The 17,322-nt window shown below is 71.9% G+C and carries 15 protein-coding genes, 1 tRNA gene and 2 pseudogenes; 5 read left to right on the plus strand and 13 right to left on the minus strand.

From position 1 onward, the window contains the following. Window positions 1-112: 112 nt before the first annotated feature. The 6 genes from AB0E77_RS20650 to AB0E77_RS20675 form a co-directional block, all read right to left on the minus strand. Entirely contained in the window at window positions 113-1,702 is a 1,590-nt protein-coding gene (locus AB0E77_RS20650) for a DEAD/DEAH box helicase (protein WP_361572684.1), read from the minus strand. A 307-nt stretch (window positions 1,703-2,009) separates the two neighbouring features. Beyond that, entirely contained in the window at window positions 2,010-2,213 is a 204-nt protein-coding gene (locus AB0E77_RS20655) for a cold-shock protein (protein WP_361572686.1), read from the minus strand. A 399-nt stretch (window positions 2,214-2,612) separates the two neighbouring features. Continuing rightward, a complete protein-coding gene (locus AB0E77_RS20660) occupies window positions 2,613-2,876 on the minus strand; it encodes a GlsB/YeaQ/YmgE family stress response membrane protein (RefSeq protein WP_361572688.1) in 264 nt (87 codons plus the stop codon). A gap of 96 nt (window positions 2,877-2,972) precedes the next feature. After that, the gene (locus tag AB0E77_RS20665; protein ID WP_361572690.1) at window positions 2,973-3,548 is read right to left on the minus strand and encodes a TerD family protein; all 576 of its coding nucleotides are present in this window, start codon (window positions 3,546-3,548) and stop codon (window positions 2,973-2,975) included. A 240-nt stretch (window positions 3,549-3,788) separates the two neighbouring features. Further along, window positions 3,789-4,373, minus strand: a complete 585-nt coding sequence (locus AB0E77_RS20670) for a TerD family protein (protein ID WP_361572692.1) — start codon at window positions 4,371-4,373, stop codon at window positions 3,789-3,791. Window positions 4,374-4,507: 134 nt separating this feature from the next. Continuing rightward, the gene (locus tag AB0E77_RS20675) at window positions 4,508-5,281 is read right to left on the minus strand and encodes a polysaccharide deacetylase family protein (protein WP_361572694.1); all 774 of its coding nucleotides are present in this window, start codon (window positions 5,279-5,281) and stop codon (window positions 4,508-4,510) included. A 259-nt stretch (window positions 5,282-5,540) separates the two neighbouring features. Between AB0E77_RS20675 and abc-f the strand changes: the two genes are divergently transcribed. Then, window positions 5,541-7,202 carry a ribosomal protection-like ABC-F family protein gene (abc-f, locus tag AB0E77_RS20680; protein WP_361572696.1) on the plus strand — a complete coding sequence of 554 codons (1,662 nt, stop codon included), beginning with the start codon at window positions 5,541-5,543 and terminating at the stop codon, window positions 7,200-7,202. Here abc-f and AB0E77_RS20685 read toward each other — a convergent pair. The 3 genes and pseudogenes from AB0E77_RS20685 to AB0E77_RS20695 form a co-directional block, all read right to left on the minus strand. After that, window positions 7,180-9,294: a SpoIIE family protein phosphatase gene (locus tag AB0E77_RS20685; RefSeq protein WP_361572698.1), complete on the minus strand. Its 2,115-nt coding sequence runs from the start codon at window positions 9,292-9,294 to the stop codon at window positions 7,180-7,182. The two genes, abc-f and AB0E77_RS20685, sit on opposite strands and share 23 nt — an antisense overlap. A gap of 119 nt (window positions 9,295-9,413) precedes the next feature. Continuing rightward, window positions 9,414-10,610 carry a serine/threonine-protein kinase gene (locus AB0E77_RS20690; RefSeq protein ID WP_361572700.1) on the minus strand — a complete coding sequence of 399 codons (1,197 nt, stop codon included), beginning with the start codon at window positions 10,608-10,610 and terminating at the stop codon, window positions 9,414-9,416. Between the two features lie 459 nt (window positions 10,611-11,069). Then, a pseudogene (locus tag AB0E77_RS20695) lies at window positions 11,070-11,641 on the minus strand (MMPL family transporter); the annotation flags it as partial. Window positions 11,642-11,858: 217 nt separating this feature from the next. Here AB0E77_RS20695 and AB0E77_RS20700 point away from each other — a divergent pair. Both AB0E77_RS20700 and AB0E77_RS20705 read left to right on the plus strand, forming a co-directional pair. Continuing rightward, the gene (locus AB0E77_RS20700) at window positions 11,859-12,119 is read left to right on the plus strand and encodes a CopG family transcriptional regulator (protein WP_361572702.1); all 261 of its coding nucleotides are present in this window, start codon (window positions 11,859-11,861) and stop codon (window positions 12,117-12,119) included. After that, the gene (locus AB0E77_RS20705) at window positions 12,116-12,559 is read left to right on the plus strand and encodes a PIN domain-containing protein (RefSeq protein WP_361572704.1); all 444 of its coding nucleotides are present in this window, start codon (window positions 12,116-12,118) and stop codon (window positions 12,557-12,559) included. Before AB0E77_RS20700 ends, AB0E77_RS20705 begins: the two co-directional genes overlap by 4 nt. A 222-nt stretch (window positions 12,560-12,781) precedes the next feature. Here AB0E77_RS20705 and AB0E77_RS20710 read toward each other — a convergent pair. After that, a tRNA-Gly gene (locus AB0E77_RS20710) sits at window positions 12,782-12,855 on the minus strand. A 546-nt stretch (window positions 12,856-13,401) separates the two neighbouring features. Between AB0E77_RS20710 and dcd the strand changes: the two genes are divergently transcribed. Both dcd and AB0E77_RS20720 read left to right on the plus strand, forming a co-directional pair. Next, complete coding sequence (dcd, locus tag AB0E77_RS20715; RefSeq protein ID WP_361572706.1) at window positions 13,402-13,977, plus strand: dCTP deaminase; 576 nt, start codon at window positions 13,402-13,404, stop codon at window positions 13,975-13,977. A gap of 13 nt (window positions 13,978-13,990) precedes the next feature. Next, a complete protein-coding gene (locus AB0E77_RS20720) occupies window positions 13,991-14,488 on the plus strand; it encodes a phosphoribosyltransferase (protein ID WP_189230044.1) in 498 nt (165 codons plus the stop codon). A 64-nt stretch (window positions 14,489-14,552) separates the two neighbouring features. On the opposite strand, the gene AB0E77_RS20725 is transcribed toward AB0E77_RS20720, so the two are convergent. The 3 genes and pseudogenes from AB0E77_RS20725 to AB0E77_RS20735 all read right to left on the minus strand — a co-directional run. Further along, window positions 14,553-15,566, minus strand: coding sequence for a Yip1 family protein (locus AB0E77_RS20725; protein WP_361572708.1), 1,014 nt, complete (start codon window positions 15,564-15,566; stop codon window positions 14,553-14,555). Between the two features lie 70 nt (window positions 15,567-15,636). Continuing rightward, complete coding sequence (locus AB0E77_RS20730; protein WP_361572710.1) at window positions 15,637-16,953, minus strand: VCBS repeat-containing protein; 1,317 nt, start codon at window positions 16,951-16,953, stop codon at window positions 15,637-15,639. Window positions 16,954-17,092: 139 nt separating this feature from the next. After that, window positions 17,093-17,322: pseudogene (locus AB0E77_RS20735) on the minus strand (hypothetical protein); the annotation flags it as partial.

Raw genomic sequence — 17,322 nt, forward strand, 5'->3', positions numbered from 1 at the left:
GGATCGGGGAGCTTCGGATGACCGGCTGAGGGGAACGGCGTGGGAACCGTGTCGCCGGGGCCCGTAGGCGGGCCCCGGCGTGGTGTCGGCGTGCTGCCGGAACGGTGCCTGACTAGGCCGCCGAGTCCCCGGTGGACTGCCGCCGCGGCCTGCGCCGGGGCGTCTCACCGGCGGACCGCCCCTGGGCGGAGCCGCCCTGCGCGGACCGGCCGCCCTGAGCGGAACGGCCCTGGCCCGTGCGCCCCTGGCCGGTGCCGCCGCCCTGCGCGCCGCGGCCCGCTCCGCTCCCGCGGCCACGGCGGCCACGGGACGAGGAGCCCCCGGACGCGGCGCGCCGGGGGCGCTCCACGACCGGCGCGGTGATGACGACGGGCACACCGGAGGGTGCCTGCGCGCCGGTGATGCGGGTCAGCTCCGCCTCACCCGAACGGACCGGGGTGATCTGCGGGGTGATGCCGGCCGCGGCCATCAGCCGGCTGATGTCACGCCGCTGGTCGGGGGTGACCAGCGTGACGACGCTGCCGGACTCGCCCGCGCGGGCCGTACGGCCGCCGCGGTGCAGGTAGTCCTTGTGGTCGGTGGGCGGGTCCACGTTGACGACCAGGTCGAGGTTGTCGACGTGGATGCCGCGGGCCGCGACGTTGGTCGCCACCAGCGCGGTGACGTGTCCGTCCTTGAACTGGGCGAGGGTGCGCGTGCGCTGCGGCTGGGACTTGCCGCCGTGCAGACCGGCGGCGCGGACGCCGTTGTTCAGCAGGTGCTTCACCAGCCGGTCCACGGCGTGCTTGGTGTCCAGGAACATGATGACCCGGCCGTCCCGCGCCGCGATCTCGGTGGTGGTGCGGTGCTTGTCCGTGTCGTGCACGTGCAGCACGTGGTGCTCCATCGTGGTGACGGCACCGGCCGACGGGTCGACGGAGTGGACCACGGGGTCGGTCAGGTAGCGCTTCACGAGCCGGTCGACGTTGCGGTCGAGGGTGGCCGAGAAGAGCAGCCGCTGCCCGTCGGGACGCACCTGGTCGAGCAGGGCGGTGACCTGGGGCATGAAGCCCATGTCGGTCATCTGGTCGGCCTCGTCGAGGACGGTGATCGCGACGTCGTCCAGCCGGCAGTCGCCGCGGTCGATGAGGTCCTTGAGGCGTCCGGGCGTCGCGACGAGGACCTCGGCCCCCGCGCGCAGGGCGCCGGCCTGCCTGCCGATCGACATGCCGCCGACGACGGTGGCCGACCGCAGGCCGACGGCGCGGGCGTACGGGGTGAGCGCGTCGGTGACCTGCTGGGCGAGCTCGCGGGTGGGGACGAGGACGAGGGCCAGCGGCTGCCGCGGCTCGGCACGGCGTCCCGCCGTACGGGCCAGCAGGGCGAGGCCGAAGGCGAGGGTCTTGCCCGACCCGGTGCGGCCGCGGCCGAGCACGTCACGTCCGGCCAGGGAGTTGGGCAGGGTCGCCGCCTGGATCGGGAACGGCTCGGTCACCCCCTCGCGGCCGAGCGCGGCCAGCAGGGCCGGCGGCATGTCGAGGTCGGCGAACGCCTCCACGGCGGGCAGCGCCGGGGTGATCGTCTTCGGCAGCGCGAACTCGCCCTGGGGAGCGGCCGGGCGGCGTCCGGAGCCGGAGGAGCGGCGCGGCGCGCCGGACCGCCCGGAGCCCTGGGCTCCGCCACGGGTGCGGGAGAAGCGGCTGTTCGTTCGTGTGCGGTTCATGCGGAACCTTCCTTGATACGGCACGTATCGAGGGAGTCCCGCAGCGGAGGAACAGCGCAGGGAATCGCAAGAACGAGCCGGCCCCGGTCGGCTCCGGCGAAGTGAGCCGTGCGAACCGGGAGAATCGGGTGAATCGAAAAGATCGAGAAAGTCGAGAAAGCCGAGTCCAAGACAGAACTTGACAGCGACAGAACTCGGGTGAATGGGAGGGCGGGAGACCGCGGAATGCGGAATCCGCCTCCGAAACACCGCGAGCTGGGGCCCGCACCCCTCGAGGTGCGGGCCCCAGCTGCGAAGTGTGTGAGCGTCAGGCGGGGGTGATGTTCTCCGCCGTCGGGCCCTTCTGGCCCTGCGCCACGTCGAACGACACCTTCTGGCCTTCCAGCAGCTCACGGAAGCCCTGGGCGTTGATGTTCGAGTAGTGGGCGAAGACGTCGGGACCGCCGCCGTCCTGCTCGATGAAGCCGAAGCCCTTTTCGGCGTTGAACCACTTCACGGTACCGGTGGCCATGTTGAATCTCCTTCGGAAACGGTGCTCGGAGCCCGCCCTGTGCGTGCTCCGGTCGCCGCGATGATCACCCCGTCGGAAAAACCTTCAGGCAACCACTACTGCAACTCCCATCGACAGTAGCATGCCGTGATCGCACGGGCGCAGGGAATAATCCGCCCCTGACGGCCGCGTGGGGAATATTCCTGTGGCGTGCCGTCGATTTCTCCCCTCATGGCCACAGATATTGCTCCGCTGCCATCGCAGGGTCCACCGGCGGCCCCGCCCCTCGCGGCGTCGTGACCTCCGACGACGGCGTCCCGGCGCCCCGGTGGGTGTCTCGGTGCGAGAGACACCGTGGGCGGCGCCGTGACACCCCTGCCGAGACAAGAAGCACACCGGCCGAGAGGGGGACGACGCCCGTCAGCGGCGGGCCTTGGCCCGGTCGAGTGCGGCCACGCCGAGAGCCGCGAGGGCGATCTGGATCAGCCACTCGACCCAGTCGACGCCCTTGGTGTCGGCAACGCCGAACGCCGCGGCGAGCGCCGATCCGATCAGGGCGGCCACGATGCCGACCGCGATGGTCCACAGGATGCCGATGCGCTGACGCCCGGGGACGACGAGCCGGCCCAGGACGCCGATGACGATGCCGATCACGACGGCGCTGATGATGCCTGAAATCTCCATGCCTGCCCCTCGAGTGGTCTGTCTCGCCCTTATCTCGTCCTTACGGATGCCCGTTCGAAGCGCGTGCAGTTCCGGGCAGGGGAGCGCGGTCCGGCGTCAGACGTTCACGCCGAAGTCGGCGGCGATGCCGGCCAGTCCGGAGGCGTATCCCTGCCCGACGGCGCGGAACTTCCACTCGGCGCCGTGGCGGTAGAGCTCGCCGAAGACCATCGCGGTCTCGGTGGAGGCGTCCTCGGAGAGGTCGTAGCGGGCGATCTCCTGGTTGTTCGCCTGGTTGACCACGCGGATGAAGGCGTTGCGGACCTGGCCGAAGCTCTGGCCGCGGTTCTGCGCGTCGTGGATGGAGACCGGGAAGACGATCCTGTCGACGTCGGCGGGCACCGCGGCGAGGTTCACCTTCACGGTCTCGTCGTCGCCCTCGCCCTCACCGGTGAGGTTGTCGCCGGTGTGCTCGACCGATCCGTCGGGGCTGGTGAGGTTGTTGTAGAAGACGAAGTGCCCGTCCGAGGGCACCTTGCCCGAGGCGTCGAGGAGCAGGGCGGAGGCGTCGAGGTCGTAGTCGGTGCCGGTGGTGGTGCGCACGTCCCAGCCGAGTCCGACCAGGACGGCGGTCAGGCCCGGTGCCTCCTTGCTGAGCGAGACGTTGCCACCCTTGGCCAGGGAAACTCCCACTGCGTGCTCCTTCTCGGCGAGTGCGGGTCGTGGGTCCACGGCGTGTGCACGGCGTGTGTGCAAGGACGCGCGCACGAGGCGGACCCGGCGCGGACACGCCTTTGAATCTACAGCAATGTAGAAGATCTCTGGAGCTGTCTCCCGGCGTGGGCTGCCGGGCGAGGCGCGCGCGGAGGAGGAGTGACGCCCCCCGGCATCCCGCCGCCGGCAACGGCTGACGCGCGCGCCCTCCCTCCCGCACTACTTGCTGACGGCGAAACGCATCAGTGCGTGCTCGTCCCCCTGCTTGATCTTCCCCGTCTCGTTGATGACCTCCAGCTTCCAGGCGTTGCCGACCCGTACGGCCTTGGCCACGGCACAGCCGTTGTCCTGGCTGAGCAGGCTGGGCCAGATGTCGGCGACCTGCTGGGAGCTGCCGCCGGTCGCGTCGTAGACCTTGAAGCTGACGTTGCGCGCCTTCTGGAAGGAGCTGCCCTTCTTGTAGGCGGCGGCGACGAACACGATCGACGTGATCACGGACGGGAGCCGCGCGAACTCGACTGTCACCGTCTCGTCGTCCCCCTCTCCGTGCCCCGTCTGGTTGTCGCCGCTGTGGAGCAGCGACCCGTTGCCCATCGGGTCGAGCGAGTCGATCCCGGCGATGCGCACCGGGTCCCCGCCCTGCATGGCGATGGCGATCAGGTCCAGGTCGGTACCGGTCTTGCGGCGCAGCTTGCCCATCACCCCGCCGCTGCTGCCGGCGGTCGGGTCCCAGGAGACGCCGATGGACAGATGGGTCACACCGTCCAGGTCCGCCGGGCCGTCTTCCTTGGTGAGCGTGATCATGCGCGAATCCTCCTCCGTCGACGGAACTACACCCCAGAGTCTGCCTGGCCCACGGCGATTCCGGGACGACGGGTCGCCAACACGGCATCCCCTCTCCCGCGGTGGGACCCGGCGGCACGGGCCCGGCCCCGGGCTCAGCGCACCGGGAAGCCGAAGGCGTAGCCCTGTTCCGTGAGCCAGGGCAGGACGCGGCGCAGGGCCTCGACGGTCTGGGAGCGGTCGCCGCCCGCGTCGTGGAAGAGCAGCGTCGGTCCGTTGGGGAGCTCCCGCTCCACCGTGGCGACGATGGCGTCCGCGCCCGGCCGCTCGAAGTCCTTGGTGTCCACGTTCCAGCCCAGCGGGCGCATGCCGTGGGAGGCCGCCAGCTTGCGGCTGTAGGGGGTGAAGGCGCCGCCCGGCGCCCGGTAGTACATCGGCCGTACGCCCCCGGACGCCTCGATGATCATGCGCTCGGCGTCGAGGATCTCCTGCGACTGGTAGGCCTCGGACTTCTTGTCCATGGCGGTGTCGTGCGAGACCGAGTGGTTGCACAGCCGATGTCCGGCCGCGACGACGGCCTTCACGAGGTCCGGGTGGGCCTGCGCCTGCGTGCCCGTCACGCAGAACGTGGCCTTCACCCCGTACTCCCGCAGGATGTCGAGCACTTGAGGGGTCCAGGCGGGGTCGGGACCGTCGTCGATGGTGATGTTGACGCCGCGCGCCCCCGCGTCGGAGGCGTGCGCGATGGTCACGTCGACCTGCTCGGCGGCACCGCCCGGCGTGGCCGGCGCGGTGGCCTCCGACGACGACCCGCCCGCGGAGTCGGCCTGTGCGGTCCACACCGACGCGCCGACGGCGAGCATCGTCACCCCGAGTGCCGCCCCGACGACCTTGCCGTACCAGCCCCGCCCGCCACCGTGCCGCGCCATGTCCGCCCCGCTTTCCCGCAGTCGCCCGTCTCGTTCCCGTCGAGTCCACCTGGCAGGACGAGCGCCGCCGGCCGCGGGATCCGCCCGTTACCGATCACGGACAATTCCGGGGAGGTTCGCGGACAACTCGCCGGGCACCGGGCGCCCGAGGCCGAGTGACGAGACGTGACGTCTTGCGTGGAGGGGGTCGATGGCCTACTGTGGGAACGCAACGAGACGATACGTCTCGTATTCTTGTTGTCGACGAAAGAAGACCCACTTGACCCATGCACCGGAAGCGGCCCCCGCCGGCACCGCCGGCTCCCAGCTCACCGTCTCCGACGTCAGCAAGCGCTACGGCCCCCACCTCGTCCTGGAGCGGGTGTCCTTCACGGTCCGCCCGGGACGGAAAGCGGGCATCGTCGGGGACAACGGCTCCGGCAAGTCCACCCTGCTGCGGCTGCTCGCCGGCGCCGAGCAGCCGGACAACGGGGAGGTCCGCGTCGTCGCGCCGGGCGGCACGGGACACCTGGCGCAGACCCTCGAACTGCCGGACACCGCGCGCGTCGGTGACGCCGTCGACCTGGCCCTGGCCGAACTGCGCGCCCTTGAACGGCAGTTGCAGGCCACCGGTGCCGCGCTCCAGAACGCCGGCCCCGACGCGTACGACCGGTACGCCGCCCTGGAGGCGGAGTTCGAGGCGCGCGGCGGATACGACGCGGACCGCCGGGTCGACGTGGCCCTGCGCCACCTCGGCGAGCGGGCCGGCCTGGACCGTTCGCGGCGGCTCGGTACCCTCTCCGGCGGGCGGCGCTCCCGCCTCGCCCTGGCCGCGACGCTCGCCTCGGCACCCGAACTGCTGCTGCTCGACGAGCCCACGAACGACCTGGACGACGAGGCCGTGGCCTGGCTGGAGGAGCGGCTGCGCGCCCACCGGGGCACCCTCGTCGCCGTCACCCACGACCGGGCGTTCCTCGACCGGGTCACGGACACGATCCTGGAGGTCGACCACGACACCCGGTCGGTCCGCCGCTACGGCGACGGCTACCCGGGATACCTCGCCGCCAAGGCCGCGGAACGCGCCCGGCGGCAGCGGGAGCACGAGGAGTGGCGCACGGAGCTGGCACGCCAGTCCCGGCTCGCCGACTCCCACGCGGGACGCCTGGGCGCGATCCCCCGCAAGGGCCCGTGGGCGTTCAGCGGCGCGGGGGCCTTCCGGGCCCGCTCGCGCGCCCACGGTGCCATGAGCAGGATCCGCAACGCGCACGAGCGGCTGCACCGGCTCACCGTGAACCTGGTGGCCGCGCCGCCCGAGCCGTTGCGGTTCGCCACGGACATCGCGGGGTCGGCGGACCGCGCGGTGGAGGTGGCGGACCTGCGCGTACCGGGCCGCCTGGAACTGGACGCGCTCCACGTCCCCGCCGGGGGCCGCCTCCTGGTGACCGGACCCAACGGCGCGGGAAAGACCACGCTGCTGCGGGTCCTGGCCGGCGAACTGGCCCCGGAGCCGGGTGCCGTGGTCCGGCGCCCCGCGCGCGTCGGCTTCCTGCGCCAGATCGCGCTCCCGGCCTCCCCCGAGGAGGAGAGCCGTACGCTGCTCGCCGCCTTCGGCGAGGACCGCGCGGACGAGCTGCTGGCCCTGGGCCTGTTCCGCGAGGCCGACCTGACCCGGCCCGTACGTCACCTGTCCACCGGACAGCGCCGCCGCCTCGAACTCGCCCGCCTGGTCACGGGCGCGCACGGCCTGCTGCTGGACGAGCCGACGAACCACCTCTCGCCCTCGCTGGTGGAGGACCTCCAGACGGCCCTCGCCCAGTACGAGGGGACGCTGGTCGTCGTCACCCACGACCGCCGGCTGCGCGCGGCCCTGACGGGGCCGGTCCTGCGTCTCGGACCGGGCGGCGCCGTCGGCCGGGCGGTCAGCCGGCGGCCGCCGGACTGACCGGAGTCTCCGCCAGGTCGGCCAGGTCGAACGTGTCGGCCATGGCCGACACGTCCGGCGCCTCGCCCAGTCGTTGCTCGGACCAGATGGTCTTGCCCCGGCGGCTGTGCCGGACGCCCCAGCGGGAACTGAGCCGCATGACGATGTAGAGACCGCGGCCGCCCTCGTCGCTCTCCCGCGCGTGACGCAGATGGGGGCTGCTGCTGTTGGCGTCGGTGACCTCGGTCAGGAGCCGGCCTTCGTCCTTGACGAGCCGCAGCCGGACCGGCCCCTTGCCGTGCCGGATGGCGTTGGTGACGAGTTCGCTGACGATCAGCTCGGTGGTGTACGCCGCCTCGTCGAGCCCCCAGGCGGCGAGCTGCTGGCCGCAGAGCCGGCGCGCCGTGCTCACGACGGAGGCCTCGGTGGGCAGGTTCCAGTCCGCGACGTGCTCGTCCGGCAGGACGCGGGTGCGCGCGAGCAGGAGGACGGCGTCGTCGTGGGCAGGGGGAGACAGGCGGTACACGGCGGTGTCGCACAGTTCCGGCAGGGGCAGGGTGGTGGTGGCGAGGATGTGCTCCAGACGACGCCTGGCGGTGACGCGGTCGTGGTCGCCGGCTCCGAGGAGACCGTCGGTGTACTGGGCGATCAGGCTGCCCGGCGCCAGCTCGAGCACGGCCGGGGTGAAGACGCGTCCGCCGCCCGCCCCCAGCGGCGGCCCCTGGGGGATGTCCACCGTGACCGGGACCCCGTCGGGATCGAGGACGATCGGGGCGGGATGGCCCGCACGGACCATCGTGCAGCGACGGGTGACGGGGTTGTAGACGGTGACCGCGCAGGTCGCCACGCACGGCTCACCGGACGACCCGGCGGCGTCCGGGAGCTGGGCGGCGACCTCGTCGAGATGCGTCAGCAGCTCGTCCGTCTCCAGGTCCTGCAGGGCCAGTGCGCGCAGGGCGACGCGGAACTGGCCCATGGTGGCCGCCGCCTCGATGCCGTGTCCGGCCACCTCACCGACGACGAGCGCGACCCGCGTGCCGGACAGCGGGATGACGTCGAACCAGTCGCCTCCGGCGCTCTCGGGCAGGTACACGTGCGCGGTCTCCACCGCCGACAGCCGTGGGACGGCGCCGGGCTGGAGCCGGCGCTGCAGGGCGGAGGCCACGGTGTGCTCGCACCGGTAGCTGCGTGCGTTGTCCAGGTGCGCGGCCGCGACGGAGGCCGCCTGCCGGGCCACGTCCAGGTCCGCTTCCTCGAAGGGATCGACGCGGTTCCGGTACAGCGTCAGCAGTCCGAGGACGGTGTCCCGAACGGTGAGCGGGGCGACGATCATGGAGTGCACGTCCGCGTCGAGCAGCGGCGTGAAGCCTTCGGGATCGGCCGACAGCCAGGGTGCGTCCGCGCCGACCCGGACCAGACGGGCCCGCCGGTCGTTGAGGGACTGGGTGAACGGGGTCGGAAAAGGGAACGGCGCGCTGTCGCCCTCCGCTCTGCCCGTCTCGAAGGACGGGGGAGCGCCGGAGACCCGGCGCAGCGGGACGTCCGCCGTCACGGGCCCGCTCCGGGGCGTGTGTTCGGCGGGGCCGTCCTCCACCAGATCGACACAGGCGGCGTCGGCGAAGCCTGGCACCAGGGCCCCCACCAGCTCATCCGCCGTCGTGCCGACGTCCAGCGTGGACCCGACCGCCGCGTGCACCGCGCCGAGGACGGCGAGGCGGTCCGACGCGGCCTCCCGCTCGGTCACGTCCTCGACCACGCTCACCAGTCCGGGAACGCCGTCGCCCGTGGGCGGCAGCGGGAAGAGCGACACCTCGAGCGCGAGGGTGCGGCGCGGATTCGACGGGGAACGTCCGCGGACGAGCCGGTCGCGCAGCGGCTCACCGGTCGCGAGCGCCTCCTCGACCAGCGCCCGCAGCTCACCCGGCGGGAAACCGGACGCGAAATCCTCGACATCGTGCCCGACGACGTCCTCGACGGGCAGTCTCCGCACGCCCCGGCCGGTGGGGTTGTAGCGGACGACCCTCCGCTGGGCGTCGAGGACGAACAACCCCTGGGGCGAACCGCTGAAAAGCGCGCTGAGCACGTCGGCGTCGTCGACGGGACCACCTGTCACCGCGAGCTCCCTTCGTGGACCCTCGCCCCCACCCTCTCGCACAGCTCAGGCGCGGCAACCCGGACGCCGCAGTCCGGTGACGCCCCGCGGACCGAGGCGGAGCACACCCCCGAAGGCTCCTACCGGAAGCACGCGACGACGAGCGGGAGGTCCTGCAGCCACCTGCGGAGCAAGGACGTCTTGCGGGCCTTGACCGCCTGCCGGTGAACCGTGCCGTCGAGGAGCCAGACGGTGACCCAGAGGTACTTCTGCGGCCCTGCCGCGCACTCGACCGCGCTGACGTGGTTCCAGGTGAACTGGAAGTACCGCACGTCCGATTCGAAGGTGACGCCGTCGGCGTCGATCAGGACGGCACTGGTGGCGTCCGCGGCGACGAAGGAGATGTCGGCGTCCTCCGGCCCGGAGGCCGGCCCGCCCCAGGGGGCCGCCGAGGGGACGGCCGGCGGGTAGGGCGGCGGGGCGGGCAGGGCGGTAGGCGCCTGGTGCGGGGGAACCGCGTCCATCGGGGACAGCACGGCCTCCGTGGGGGTGTACGTGCCCGGAGCCGGCGAGAACAGATCCAGCAGCCCTTCCGGAGTGGGCCGCTGGGCGGGGTCCTTGGCCAGGCACGCGATCAGCGTGGGCCGCAGGCCCGGTGGCACCGCCGACAGATCGGCCGGCTCGTGCACCGTGCGGTACATCAGGCCCATCGGCGTACCCCCGCCGAAGGCGCTGCCCCCGGCGGCGGCGACCAGCACGGCCCCGAGCGCGAACACGTCGGCGGCCCCGGTGACCTCCTCCCCCATGGCCTGCTCGGGAGCGAGGAACCCGGGCGTCCCGAAGGCCACGCCGGTGGAGGTCAGACGGGCGGACTCCATGGCCCGCGCGATACCGAAGTCCAGGACCCTGGGACCGTCGGCGGCCATGATGATGTTCCCGGGCTTGAGATCACGATGGACCAGAGCACAGCGGTGGATCGCCGCGAGCGCCTCGGCGAGCGCCGCCCCCAGCCGCCGCAACCGCCCTTCGTCCATCGGCCCTTCGGAGGCGAGGAGATCAGCCAGCGTCGGCCCCGGAACATAGGCGGTGGCCAGCCAGGGAACCTCCGCCTCGGGATCGGCGTCCACCACGGGCGCCGTGTGAAAACCGCCCACCAGACGGGCGGCGGCGACCTCGGCGCGGAAACGCTGCCGGAAATGCGGATCGGCCGCGAGCTCCGGCCGCGCCACCTTCACGGCCACCGAACGCCCACCGCGCGAGCGCGCCAGGTAGACGGTGCCCATCCCGCCGGCGCCCAGCTCCCGCTCCACGGCATACGCGCCGATGCGCTCCGGCATACCCACCCGCCCACCCCGTACGTCACGCGCCGCCTGCAGCACCGCTCGGCATTGCCGCGCACCAGTATGACCGCCCCGGCCGGCAACGGGGGCTGCCGCCGGTGCCGAGTCCTCCGTCATTCGCCCAGAGCCGCGCGGGCCTCGCCGCCTGCTGGGCGGCCGGCGGACGCGGTCCGGAAACGACTGAGGCCCAGGTCGATGACCTGGGCCTCAATCACAGGACTTCAGCGAGAAGTGCGAGGTCGTCGAGCCATCCCCGCACGGTTCAGGGTGAGCCGTCGGCTCCGATCGGCGAGCGCCGCTGTCATCGAGGAGGGGCAGCGCTCCCATGCGGCCACCGTCGTTGTCCCGCGTCCGGCGAGCGGGCTTTCCGCGCTCGGCACGGCGCCGCGCCCTGCGCTCTCCCGCTTCCCGAGCCTGACCAGCAGCGCGGGCAGCGCCGTCGGCGAACTGGCCACCACGCTTGAGGTGGAAGAGCGTGTAGTCGACGCCGACCGCGAGGCCGATCATCAGGATGACATTCGTGCCGGCCCCGGCGTCGGGGGAGAAGTGTGACGCCAGCATCGACAGCCCGACGGCCGCCGCGATCGACGACAATGCGAGCAGCAGCGGCACCCCCGCCATGGTCACGGACCCGAAAACGACCAACAGGGTGATCAGGGTGATGAGGAGCGTGATCTTCTCCGAGAGCGCCAGGTCGCCGCCGCGCTGCTGGTCGACTTCCTTGCTGATGGAGGGGCTCGCGGTCTCCTCCAGCAGCAGCCCCGGAAAGGCCTTCCCCGCGGCCTTGGTCTGCTCGACCAGCGCGTCGACCTTGTCCTTTGCGTCCATCTCCGACCCGGATGCCCCTCGGCGGCCATCGCCTCCGCCCGGCCGGCCTCGCCGACCCGGTAGTCGGCCGTCGTCGCGCTGTGCGTGCCGACGGCACTGCCGATCCCCAGGCACAGCACCACGAACACGAGCCAGCCGACGATGGCCCGCCAGGGGTGCCGAGCACTCGAACGCGCCATGCGTACAGTGATTGAATTCATCCCAAACAGCCTTGCTGGCCAGTGCAGTTGGCCGACAGAGGTATCGGGTTGAACTCCGTGTCCACCGATCGGTGGACACGGCCGCACAAGGCTTCCGCGGGCCGGGTTCTCGACGGCGCACCGCCCGGCGGAATCCTTCTCTGGTATCCGGAGCGTCACTCTGCGGAGCGGGGGCTAGAGCTGTACATCATTTTGGTACATGGACTACTCTTGGTACATGTCCATGAAGCGCACCAACGTCTATGCCGACCCCGAGGACCTGGCGATCATCAAGGAGGCGGCCAAGCGGCGGGGCATAAGCGAGGCTGAGATCATCCGTCAGGGGATTCATCTCGCCGCCATGGCGAACCGGGTCTGGGACGAGCCGCTGTTCTCGCGGACCTTCGAGGGGCCGGGGCGTACGCCGTCCAAGGTCGAGGTCCGTGATGCGGTCGCTGACGCGGTTTGCCGTGAGACGGGCTCCGGAACTGCCGCGTGATCATCGTCATCGCGGACACGTCCGGCCTCTTGGCCGCCCTCGACTCGACGCACCCGGAGCACGGAGCGGCGAATGAAGCGATCATGTCCGCCGGGCTCTTGGTCATGTCCCCGCTCCTGCTGGCGGAGCTCGATCACGTGGCTACGCGTGAGCTCGGGCGAGAGGCGGCGGTCAGCGCGGTCGACGACCTTCGCCGCTGGATGAGCCGCGGCCGCGTCGTCATGCCGGAGATCACGGAAGACCATCTGGGCGCGGCCCAGTCCGTCCGTGTCCGTTACCGCGCCCTGGACCTGGACCTCGCGGACGCGGTGAACGTGGCACTGGCCGCGGACTACGACACCGACGCGATCCTCACCCTCGACCGACGCGACTTCCGTGCCGTACGGCCCTTGGGCCGGCACAAGGCGTTCCGGGTCCTGCCCGATGACCTGCCGCTGTGACGAGGGCTTCCCGTTCGAAGTCCCCGCTGCCTAAAAGGACTTCGGTAGCCGTTGCCGTCGCTGTGTACGCGACCCGCTTCGGGCTTGCTGAGGGAACGACAGGCTGAGGTCTTCTGGCGCGGGGAGATCGCGACGCGCGATCTTTGGAGGCTGCGCGTGCCGAACAACCCGAAGGGCCGCGCCAATGCATAAGCCCCAGGTCGCTGACCTGGGGCTTATGCATGGAGCGGGTGACGAGAATCGAACTCGCGCTCTCAGCTTGGGAAGCTGATGTTCTACCATTAAACTACACCCGCGTCATCCGCCGACCGAGTCGGTGTTGGACGCTCGATCACTCTACCTCATCGTCGGCCCCCGGTGTCTCCGACGTGGGGTCTGACGGCGTTTCAAGGGAAGGAAGCGGCTGCGGGGGGCCGGAGTTGGGGCGTACGGTGGGGGCGTTTCCGAGGGTGGCCGGGAGGGGGTTCCGGCGGGCGTTCGGGAGGGCGGAGTGCCGCCTGGAGCGTCGTCTCTTTGATCCCGTAATGTGGCTTTCGTCGTCAGCGTAGTTCGCCAGACGCGGCTCTTGGGGAAGGGACTTGAAGGACTTGATGGATCGCACCGTCCTCCGCTGTGCCGATGGGCACGTGTTCACCGCCGCCTCGTTCCCGATGCAGCAGGCCGAGCGGCTCGGCCCCGGCCGGCTCGTCCGATGTCCGCGGTGTGCGCGGTTGCGGAGTGCCGTGCCGGTGGTGGCGGAGAAGCGGTAACCGCCGCCTCCGGCCACGGGCCCCGGCAGTACCTGGCGCGCGGCGCGGCGGCGCGGTTGTCGCTGCTCCGCGCGCCTTGCGTATCCTCGGTGCGTGCTTCTCTCAGACAAGGACATCCGGGCCGAGATCGATTCCGGACGGGTGCGCATCGATCCCTTCGACGACTCCATGGTGCAGCCGTCGAGCATCGACGTGCGCCTGGACCGCTACTTCCGGGTGTTCGAGAATCACCGGTACCCGCACATCGACCCCTCCGTCGAGCAGGTGGATCTGACCCGGCTCGTGGAGCCGGAGGGGGACGAGCCGTTCATCCTGCACCCCGGCGAGTTCGTGCTGGCCAGCACGTACGAGGTGGTCTCGCTCCCCGACGACCTGGCCTCCCGGCTCGAGGGCAAGAGCTCGCTCGGGCGGCTCGGGCTGGTCACGCACTCCACCGCCGGGTTCATCGACCCCGGGTTCTCCGGACACGTGACGCTGGAGCTCAGCAATCTCGCGACCCTGCCGATCAAGCTGTGGCCCGGGATGAAGATCGGGCAGCTCTGCATGTTCCGGCTCACCTCGCCGGCCGAGCACCCCTACGGGAGCGAGCGCTACGGGTCCCGTTACCAGGGCCAGCGGGGGCCGACCGCCTCCCGGTCCTTCATCAACTTCCATCGGACCCAGGTATGAGCAGGAAGCACGCATGAGTGAAGTACGGGAGAACCTGACCTACGAGCAGTTCGGCGTCGCCGTCCGCGAGCTGGCGCAGGCCGTCGCCGACGACGGGTACGAGCCGGACATAGTGCTGTCCATCGCCCGTGGCGGGGTCTTCGTGGCCGGTGGGCTGGCGTACGCGCTGGACTGCAAGAACATCCACCTGGTGAACGTCGAGTTCTACACCGGCGTCGGCACCACGCTCGAGATGCCGGTCATGCTCGCGCCCGTGCCCAACGTGATCGACTTCTCCCGGAAGAAGGTCCTGATCACCGACGACGTCGCCGACACCGGCAAGACGCTCAAGCTGGTGCGGGACTTCTGCCTCGACACGGTCGCCGAGGTGCGCAGCGCGGTGATCTATGAGAAGTCCCACTCGCTCGTCCAGTGCGAGTACGTGTGGAAGCGCACCGATGACTGGATCAACTTCCCGTGGTCCGTTCAGCCGCCCGTCGTGCGGCGCGACGGTCAGGTGCTCGACGCCTGAGTCCACCGTGTGCGAAGGGCCCCCGGCGTCACACGCCGGGGGCCCTTCGCGTGACGGTCGTGGATCAGAACGTGCCCAGCTTCACGATCGACAGCAGGGCGACCAGCTGGATCGCGGACGCGCCGAGCGCCTTCGGCCAGGGGAGGTCGTGGGAGCGGCTGACCATCGAGGTGAGCAGGGCGCCGGCCGCGACCCACGTCGCCCAGCCCAGGATCTGGACGAAGGGCGCGTCGCCGCCGGCGAACATCGCGACGACCAGGCGCGGGGCGTCCGTGATGGACATGATCAGCATGGAGAGGCCGACGGTGGGCTGCCAGGCGCCGTCGCCGCCGAGCTGGCGGGCCAGGGTGTGGGTGACGACGCCCAGCACGAAGGCGCTCAGCACCATCGCGACGGCCGTGGTCAGGACGATCGGGATCGCGTTCGACAGGGTCGCGTTGATGGCGTCCTCTCGGGCGCCGTCGAAGCCGAAGACCGCGAGCAGGCCGTAGAGGAAGGTCACGACGAGGGCGGGGCCCCACATCGTGTAGTCCCGCATCTGGAGGAAGGTCTGGTTGGGGGCGGTGACGATGCCCTTCAGCAGGGCCTTCCAGTGCAGGCGCGGGCCGACCGGGCCGGGGGGCGGTGCCGCCGAGCCGGCGCGGTAGGTCTCGCCCTGGGTGTAGGGGTCCTCGCCGATCGCGAACGCCTGGGTGTGGCCGGGGTTGTTGGCCGCGTACGGGTCGTACGGGGCCTGCCCGCCGTGGGCGTGGCCGCCGTCGCCGAAGTACTCCGGCTCCCCGTGGCCGCCGTGGCCGCCGTGAGCCCCGGGCCACTGTCCGCCGCCGGGGCCGCCGGCACCGCCCGGCCCGTAGGGCGGCTGCGGGTACGGCTGCCGCGGCGTCGCGGGAGCGCCGTACGACGGTCCCTGCGGCGTCTGCTGCCCGTACGGAGGGTTGTGCGGTCGCGCGTGAGGAGCGCCGTTGTCCCGGCCGCGTCCGATCCTGAATCCAGCCACGCCTTCGAACGTACCTGGTCCCGGAGAGTGACGTGCGGGGGCCGGGCTTTCGGGGGGCCCTTTGCGGCCGAGCTGTGACATCCCCTACGGGAGGCCCCCGACGCCTCCCCGAGGGACGGTGCGCATGGGGTCCGGGGTGCGCCACGGCGGCCTACGGGGTCAGGAACTGCGAGGTCGAGAAGGTGACCGCCGCCTGCGCCGTCACCAGTTCCCTCGCCGAGCCGCCGCGGTGCACCTCGACCGAGTCCTCGGTGTCCCCCTCGGACGTCCGCACCACCAGGTCCGCGTGGCCGTCGCCGTCGAAGTCGCCGACGGACAGGACCCGCGCGGTGCCCCGGGCGGCGGGCGTCACGGTGACCGCGCCCCGGGTGGTGGGGCCCGCCGCGCGGCCCGGCAGGACGCGCACGTGGGTGCCGCCGGTGACCAGTTCGCTGAGGCCGTCGCCGTCGAAGTCGGCGGCGTCGAGCATCGAGCCGGGGACGTCCAGGGTGGCGCGGGCGGCGGTGGGGAGGTCGTAGCGCAGGGCGGTGCCGGTCGCGGTGCCCACCGCCGCGTCCAGGGACCTGCCCCGGCCGAACGCGCCGAGGGCCACGTCGATGCCCGACGGCAGGGTGGCGCCGGTGCGGCTGGGGCCGGACGGGCCGCCGAGGACGACGGCGGCGGTGCCGGTGCCCGCCGAGGTGCGGACGAGCAGGTCGTCGTAGCCGTCGCGGTTCACGTCGGCCGCGGGGCCCGTGGGAGCCTCGCCCGGGGCGGCGAGCGGGGCGCCGGCCGCGTGCGGGGCGCCCTTGCGGGTGAAGGGGCCGCGCAGATGGCTGAGGTGGCCGGCGGAGGCGTGCAGGACCAGGTCCTGGGCGCCGTCGCCGTCGAAGTCGCCGCAGACCGGCCGGTCCGGCCAGTCGTTGCCGAGCCGGGCCCGGGCGGGCACGGTCAGGACCACCGCGCGGCCGGTGAAGCCGTCCGGGGAACCGAAGAGGAGCTGGAGGGGGACCGGCGGGCGGCCCTGGCCGTCGTAGGGCGGGTCGGTGGTGACGGCGAGGTCGGTGAAGCCGTCGCCGTCGAGGTCGCAGCTCGCCTCCGCCTCGAAGACGGCCGGCAACCGGCCCTGTGTCCGGGCCGCGTGCGCGGCCGGCGAGAGCAGTTGCCGGGCACCCGGCACGAGGCCGTGGGCCGAGCCGTAGACGATGCCGATGCCGGCGTCGTCGGCGTGGCTCTGGCCCTTGACGAGGTCGTTGAGGACGAGGTCGCGGTGGCCGTCGCCGTTGAAGTCGTCGGGGGTCGTGCTGCCCTTGCCGTGCGGGACGGGCAGCAGGGCCGGGGCCTGTGCGGCGCGGACCGGGGTGTGCCCCGTCGCCGTGGCTCCGCCTGTGCCCGTGGTGTGCGACGGGCCGTGGCCGCAGGCGGCGAGCAGCAGCACGCACCCGGCGGTGGCCGTGCCGGCCAGGGTCGCTCTTCGGCTGCGCACCATTCACCTCATCCGCATCGGGCAGCAGCATGGACAACGTCCATGACAACGTTCGGCAATCATGCACGTGTTCGACATACGGCGACACCCCCAGGTCCGCAGAGAACCCGGGGGTGTCGGTCGTGCTGTGTGGAGCGGGGTGCTACTTGACCGGCTCCGGCGTCGGCTCGTTCTCCGGCTCCGGCTCGCCGGCCGGGTCGGCCGGGGTCTTGACGGAGTCGAGCAGGAGCTGGGCGACGTCGACGACCTGGATGGACTCCTTGGCCTTGCCGTCGTTCTTCTTGCCGTTGACGGAGTCGGTGAGCATGACGAGGCAGAAGGGGCAGGCGGTGGAGACGATGTCGGGGTTGAGGGAGAGGGCTTCGTCGACGC

Origin of the sequence: Streptomyces sp. NPDC032940 (genome assembly GCF_040636935.1) — a bacterium.
GTDB lineage: Bacteria > Actinomycetota > Actinomycetes > Streptomycetales > Streptomycetaceae > Streptomyces.